Below are 252 nucleotides of genomic sequence, written 5' to 3' on the forward strand. Positions count from 1 at the left end.
ACTCACCCGTTCGCCACTGATCCACCCCGCAAGCGGGGCTTCACCGTTCGACTTGCATGTGTTAAGCACGCCGCCAGCGTTCATCCTGAGCCAGGATCAAACTCTCCATAAAAAATGAATACTGCAACCCACCCCGGAAAAAGGGACAAGAAGCAGCGAGTTCAACCATGACCAAAAACGAATATCAAACTGACATCCATGAATTGATCCAAAAAGGACCCCCACCAACCAAACAAATGGTCAGCGAGGATA

At 50.0% G+C, this 252-nt stretch carries 1 rRNA gene; it reads right to left on the minus strand.

Annotation, left to right across the window (positions count from 1 at the left end):
- Positions 1 to 112 (minus strand): 16S ribosomal RNA (locus MRBLMI12_RS08655); the annotation flags it as partial.
- Positions 113 to 252 lie beyond the last annotated feature (140 nt).

This window comes from Microbacterium sp. LMI12-1-1.1, assembly GCF_040676455.1.
Lineage (GTDB): Bacteria > Actinomycetota > Actinomycetes > Actinomycetales > Microbacteriaceae > Microbacterium.